The sequence below is a fragment of the Pseudomonas sp. GM49 genome (assembly GCF_000282355.1).
Lineage (GTDB): Bacteria > Pseudomonadota > Gammaproteobacteria > Pseudomonadales > Pseudomonadaceae > Aquipseudomonas.
The window spans coordinates 20,950-27,022 of the sequence record NZ_AKJL01000222.1; the positions used below are offsets into that span (position 1 = coordinate 20,950).

General features: G+C 60.1%; 9 protein-coding genes. 4 read left to right on the top strand and 5 right to left on the bottom strand.

The window, feature by feature from the left end; genetic code table 11:
• Entirely contained in the window at positions 1 to 240 is a 240-nt protein-coding gene (locus PMI29_RS09760) for a DUF1652 domain-containing protein (RefSeq protein ID WP_033052539.1), read from the bottom strand.
• 125 nt (positions 241 to 365) lie between these two features.
• Positions 366 to 1,265, bottom strand: coding sequence for a polysaccharide deacetylase family protein (locus tag PMI29_RS09755; protein WP_008000520.1), 900 nt, complete (start codon positions 1,263 to 1,265; stop codon positions 366 to 368).
• Between the two features lie 197 nt (positions 1,266 to 1,462).
• Between PMI29_RS09755 and PMI29_RS09750 the strand changes: the two genes are divergently transcribed.
• Positions 1,463 to 2,143, top strand: coding sequence for an SOS response-associated peptidase family protein (locus tag PMI29_RS09750; RefSeq protein WP_008000521.1), 681 nt, complete (start codon positions 1,463 to 1,465; stop codon positions 2,141 to 2,143).
• A gap of 236 nt (positions 2,144 to 2,379) precedes the next feature.
• On the opposite strand, the gene PMI29_RS32315 is transcribed toward PMI29_RS09750, so the two are convergent.
• From PMI29_RS32315 to PMI29_RS09740, 3 genes are all read right to left on the bottom strand, one after another.
• On the bottom strand, positions 2,380 to 2,526 hold the full coding sequence (locus tag PMI29_RS32315; protein WP_008000522.1) for a hypothetical protein: 147 nt from the start codon (positions 2,524 to 2,526) through the stop codon (positions 2,380 to 2,382).
• Positions 2,527 to 2,592: 66 nt separating this feature from the next.
• Entirely contained in the window at positions 2,593 to 2,904 is a 312-nt protein-coding gene (locus PMI29_RS09745; protein WP_015095729.1) for an AzlD domain-containing protein, read from the bottom strand.
• Positions 2,904 to 3,602 carry an AzlC family ABC transporter permease gene (locus PMI29_RS09740; protein WP_033052535.1) on the bottom strand — a complete coding sequence of 233 codons (699 nt, stop codon included), beginning with the start codon at positions 3,600 to 3,602 and terminating at the stop codon, positions 2,904 to 2,906. Before PMI29_RS09740 ends, PMI29_RS09745 begins: the two co-directional genes overlap by 1 nt.
• Positions 3,603 to 3,771: 169 nt before the next feature.
• Here PMI29_RS09740 and PMI29_RS09735 point away from each other — a divergent pair, with 169 nt between their 5' ends.
• The 3 genes from PMI29_RS09735 to PMI29_RS32050 form a co-directional block, all read left to right on the top strand.
• Positions 3,772 to 4,707, top strand: coding sequence for a sensor domain-containing diguanylate cyclase (locus PMI29_RS09735; protein WP_008000524.1), 936 nt, complete (start codon positions 3,772 to 3,774; stop codon positions 4,705 to 4,707).
• Between the two features lie 285 nt (positions 4,708 to 4,992).
• Positions 4,993 to 5,868 carry a 4-hydroxy-tetrahydrodipicolinate synthase gene (gene dapA, locus PMI29_RS09730; protein WP_008000525.1) on the top strand — a complete coding sequence of 292 codons (876 nt, stop codon included), beginning with the start codon at positions 4,993 to 4,995 and terminating at the stop codon, positions 5,866 to 5,868.
• Between the two features lie 60 nt (positions 5,869 to 5,928).
• Positions 5,929 to 6,073 (top strand): DUF2784 family protein (locus PMI29_RS32050; protein ID WP_008000526.1); only part of this gene is annotated, 145 nt, incomplete at its 3' end.

The following is a 6,073-nucleotide window of genomic DNA, read 5'->3' on the forward strand; positions in this document are numbered from 1 at the left end:
TCAGCCCGAAAACGTCCGACGCCCGGCCTTCATCCCGGTACGCAACTTGCCGACAAAATCAGAGATGGCGCGCACGCTGGTCAGTTCGGCGGTCGAGACGCCGCTGATCAGCAACTCCACCCGCCCGGTGACGGGGTCGCAGACTTCGATACGCAGCACTCCGAGACTCTCCGTGCATTCGCACGACAGCGGTTCAAAACCGGACTCCACGATGTTGCAAAGAACTGAAACAGGCACCATGGCCATGGCCGTTGCCTCGGCGACAGTTGATCGGGTTGGATCCATTTCAGGTTAGATACACTTTGCCGATTCTGCACCGGAAATCATTCAGGGTAGTGTTTTCCATCTCTCATTTCTGCAGGTTTTCAATGGGTGTTTGCGCCCCAGATCCAGTTCCAGAACCCCGGCAACTCGACCGGCTGCGAATCGTCGCGCACGGTTCGCGCCATGGCAGCCCGCCGCAGCGCCGACTGATCGTCGTAAAACGGCTTGTCGGCGGTTTTCACCCCGGTCTCCCGGGCGCTATCGAGCAGAATCTGCAGGTATTCACGGGTATGTCGGGCGGTGTAGCGATTGAGATCGTGGAACGTCACCACCACCGGAATCACCCCATCGACCACCGGCAACTCGCCACGGGCAATGCGTTCGCGTACTTCGGACATCGAGCGCAGCATGTGCGACCGGCGTCGGGGGCTGGCATTGAAGCCCCAGATCTTGCCGTCATTGGCGCTCAAGTCCGTGAGCAGCACGTGCAGGCCATGCCGCTGATAAGCGGCGAAGGTGCGTTTGTCGTAGTTCCAGAATGGCGGGCGCAGCAGGATTGGCGGGGCACCGGTGATCGCCGCAATGTCGGCGCTGCCATCGGTCAGGGACTGCTCGAGTTCTTGCGGTTCCAGCGAGCGATGATTGGTGTGCCAGGGCGTGGCGGTGTGAAAGCCCAGGATATGACCTTCGGCATGTTCGCGCCGCATGATGTCCCGGCCCAACTCGCTGCCACCGGCCCGCGGAGCACGGGTTTGCACGAAGAACACGGCTTTGATGCCCGGTTGCAGCGGGTTTTGCGCCAGGCTCTCAAGCACCGTGACGGTCGGATTCCACCAGCTCGATGCGCTGGGACCGTCATCGAAGGTCAGCAGAAACCGGATCGGTGGTTGCGCATTTAGACGCTGCTCGGTCTGCGGGGTCATTTCAATCGGTGCGGCGATACAGCCCAGCAGACCCACTACCAAGGCGCACACCATTAAACATTTGAACAACTGTTTCATCTTTTGCCTTGGGCCAGACCATCAAGGTCGATACTTCAACTGGCAAGAATCCTTCGCCCGTTCATCCGTCATCGGCCCGCATCGAAACGGCGGGCCGAGGTTGGATAAGGTACACAGAGTTTGGTTCCAGTGCTTGCCAAGCCCGTTTCGTTGCCACCAACTAAACTGAAAAAAATGCTCAACCAGAGTGTCAGGCCATGTGCGGACGACTGTCGCAATACCGCGGGATTCACGACTTCGTGGCGGTGCTGAGCATCCCCGACGCGCTGATCAACCACGTCGGCAACGAACCCCTGGCACACTACAACGCCGCGCCCACCACGCAACTCGCTCTGCTGCATCTGGAGAATGGGCGCCTGCACGCCGACGCGGTGCGCTGGGGTTGGCGTCCGCACTGGGCGACGGATCGCACGGAGCCGACCAATGCCCGGGTCGAGAAAGTCGCCCACGGCCCGTACTTCCGGACAATCTGGCCCCATCGCGCAATCTGCCCGATTGATAACTGGTTCGAATGGGTCGATAGCGGCGACTCGACGAAGCAACCCTGGCTGATCCGTCGACGGGATCACGCACCGGTTTTCTGCGCGGTCATCGGCCAGTACCCCATCGGCGGAGCCCCTCACCGGGAGCACGACGGCTTCGTGATCCTCACCGCCGACAGTGCAGGTGGACTGCTTGACGTGCATGACCGACGACCGGTGGTGTTCTCGCCCAAGCTGGCGCGGGAATGGCTGGACCCGGACACGCCCAAGGAACGAGCCGAGGAAATGGCGTTATCCCAGGGCGAGGTCAGTGACGTATTTGAGTGGTACAAGGTTGACAAGGCCGTTGGCAATGTCAGGAACCAGGGTGCTGCGCTAATCAATAAAGTTCCATGAAACTGTCAATAACGACAAAGCACCGCCTGAAAGACGTAAAAGCCGGTCGCGCACGGGCCCTGTAGCAGCTGGCGAAGCCTGCGTTCGGACGCAGCGGTCGTCATCCGTTCGTGCGGGCTTTCAATCGGGTGCATTGCGACGCCGGTCTGCGACTGCTTCGCAGCCGAACGTCGCCTTCGGCAACTGCTACAGAAGACTACATACGCTTGAAGGCGGGGCCTTGTCGTACTGGCTGATCAGAACTTGCGGTCAGGCTCTGACAGTTCCTTACCGTCGTCAGGATGCTTCCAGTCCGGTACCGAACGCTTCTGCTCCTCAATCTCTTCTTCCGTAGGTTCATCCTCGTCTTCTTCCAGGTCCGGACGCTTGGGTTCATTGGCCATGTTCACCTCTCTTCCTGAAGGGATCGGTCACCACTTTTAAGCGTAGAACAGATCCCCCTGCCCCGCTCAAAGCCACCAGCGCAATAAAAAGAAGAACCCCATGCTCAACAGCATGCTGAGCAACGTATTGCGCGTGTAAAGCACCAGCCCGACCGCCACCAGCGAGCTGATCAGATAGGGATTGTCCCAATGCAGATTCAGCTGTTTTTCCGGCATGAACACAATCGGTCCGCAGATGGCGGTCAACATGCCCGGTACGGCAAACCCCAGGAACTGCCGGGCATTGCTGCTCAGGCGTACCGGCAGTCGCGGTTCCAGAAAAACATAGCGGTTGAGGAACACCAACACGCCCATTCCGACAATCACTGCCCAGACCATCATGTGCGTCCACCGTAGAATTTATTGCAGACAAACCCGGCGGTCATGCCCGCCAGCCCCGACAGCACCAGCGCCGAGCCCCATTGCCAGTAACTGAACAGCACCGAGCAGAACAGCGACACCGCCACGCAAACCACGGTCGGCACGTTGCGCACCACCGGGGTGATCAGGGCAATGAAGGTGGCCGCGATGGAGAAATCCAGGCCCAGGTGTTCAAGACCGGGAATGCTGCTGCCGAGCACAATGCCCGCCAGGGTGAACAGGTTCCAGGCGATATAGAACGTCAGGCCCACGCCCAGGGCGTACCAGCGGTTGAACTGCTGTTTGTCGTGCTGGCTGGTCAGGGCGAACAGCTCGTCGGTGAGTAAAAAACCCAAGCCCGCACGCCAGCGCCCTGGCAATGGCGAAATCACCGAACGCAGGCTCATCCCGTAAAGCAAATGCTGGGAGGTCAGCAGCAATGTGGTGAGCAGGATCGAAAAAATCCCGGCACCGCCCTTGAGCATGCCGATGGCCACCAATTGCGCGGCACCGGCAAACACAATGCCCGACAGGCCCTGGCCTTGCAGGGGCGTAAGGTTGGCTTCGATGGCCATGGAGCCGGCCAGCAAGCCCCAGGGCGCGGTGGCCAGGGACAGCGGCATGATCGCCACGGCGCCGCGCAGAAAGGCACTGCGCGGCATGGTTGAGTTGGACATAACGCTCTACAGACAGGGAAAGACCCCAGACTTTGCCAGCTGTGCCGGCCAAAGGCTTGAACAATCTTGCTCACTGATATGACGGGTGCCATTCATCGGCTGCCCGCTTGATTCGCCAAAGTGGTAGCAACATGATGGCGCTGCATTTTCCTTCGAGGCCAGGCCCTTCATGAGTTCAGTCGAAGCCGACAGCGACGTATACAAAACCCTGCTTGAGTCAACCCGGGCGATTCCCTGGCGCATCGACTGGAAAACCATGACCTTCAGCTACATCGGGCCACAGATCGAAGAACTGCTGGGCTGGAAACAGGACAGCTGGGCCTCGGTCAACGACTGGGTCGAGCGCATGCACCCGGATGATCGCGACTACGTGATGGACTTCTGCGTCTCGCAATCCCGGGCCGGTATCGATCACGAGGCCGACTATCGCGCACTCACCCAAAGCGGCGAGTACGTATGGATCCGCGATGTGGTGCATGTGGTGCGCAAGGACGGTGAAGTCGAGGCGCTGGTGGGCTTCATGTTCGATATCAGCGAGCGCAAGAAAACCGAAGAGCACCTGATCCGCCTGCAAAAGCAGCTCGAAGAGTATTCCTTCCAGGACGGCCTGACCGGCATCGCCAACCGGCGCATGTTCGACACCGTGCTGGAGCGCGAGTGGAACACTGCCCAGCGCACCGGCTTGCCGTTGTCGGTGATCGTGCTGGATATCGATTACTTCAAGCAGTACAACGACCATTACGGCCACATCAAGGGCGACGAATGCCTGCGCCGCGTCGCGCAAACCTTGTCCCTGGCGGCGAACCGGCCACGGGATTTCATTGCCCGGATCGGCGGTGAAGAGTTTGTCTGGCTGCTGCCGGAAACCGATGCCGAGTCCGCACGGCTGGTGGCGCACAAATGCCTGCACCTGATTCGCCAGCAGCAGATCCCCCATGAATTCTCGAACGTGTCGAAGCTGCTGAGTGTCAGCCTCGGCGTCGGTACCACCACGGCATCGATGCATGCCACGGCCCTGGAATTCGTCGAACAGGTCGATCACCTGCTCTACAAGGCCAAGCACAATGGCCGGATGCGCGCCGAGTTCGCTGATTTTGGTGATTGACAAACGGCGCGCCGGCTTTTAAAACTGGGCGCCTCACTCAGGGTGTAAGCAAGTATGTCCGCAACCTTCAATCTCGATTCTTCCGTCATTGGCTTGATTGCCAAGGCGCAAGGTTGCGTTGCGCACGCCCTCAAATCGAAGAAACAGTCGCTCATGTGACCGGGGCGCGCTGTCCCGTCAGATGAGCTGACAGGACATTGAGCGCGACGGCCCCCGCCCCCTTGCTTACTCTCCTTCCATGCCCCCTGACGGTGACGAAATCGGTCAACCTTCAGGAGAAAGTGCATGTCAGCGTTTCAAGGTATCTGGGTTCCACTGGTCACACCGTTCCACAACGACGCCATCGATTTTGTCGGCTTGCGGCGGCTGGTCAGCCATCTGCTGGAAAAAGGCGTCGACGGCCTCATCGTTTGCGGCACCACGGGCGAGCCGGCGGCGATGGGCAAACATGAGCAACTGGCGGTGCTCGATGCGGTGCTGGAGCTGGTGCCGGCGCATCAAGTGGTCATGGGCCTGGCCGGTAACAACCTGACCGAGTTGTTGCAGTTCCAGAGCGAGATCCTCAAGCGTCCGGTGGCGGGTCTGCTGGTGCCGGCGCCGTATTACATCCGCCCTTCCCAGGCCGGCCTGGAAGTGTTTTTCCGCACGGTCGCCGATGCCTCCAGCGTGCCGCTGATTCTCTACGACATCCCCTACCGTACCGGCGTGGCCTTCGAACAGGCGACCCTGCTCAACATCGTCGCCCACGAGCGCATCGTCGCCATCAAGGATTGCGGCGGTAATTTTTCGAACACCCTCGCCTTGCTCAATAGCGGCCATGTCGACGTACTGTGCGGTGAAGACAACCAGATCTTCAATGCCCTGTGCCTGGGCGCCAAAGGTGCGATTGCCGCGTCGGCGCATGTCCACCCCGAACTGTTCGTGCAGTTGCACCGGCAGATCCGCGACAACCGGTTGGCCGATGGCCGCGCCACGTTTTTCCGTTTGCTGCCGTTGATCAACAGCCTGTTCCTGGAGCCCAACCCGGCGCCGGTGAAAACCGCACTGGCCTTGCAAGGCTTGATCGGTGACGAATTGCGTGCACCGATGCAACGCAGCAGTGAATCGATGACCGAGCGTTTGAAAGGCGTGCTCGGCGCATTGGGCCGCGACAATCGATAGAGCGCCCGCCACCGGTCCGAGTACCATGGAGCGATTCGTTCAGCCATCAGGGGCACCGACATGCTGTACCGAATCGCTGCCGATGGGCTGATGCTGTTTCACTTGCTGTTCATTGTGTTTGTGTTGTTCGGCGGGTTGCTGGTGCTCAAATGGCGCCCCCTGATCTGGTGGCATCCGCCCGCCGCGTTGTGGGGTATGGCGGGGG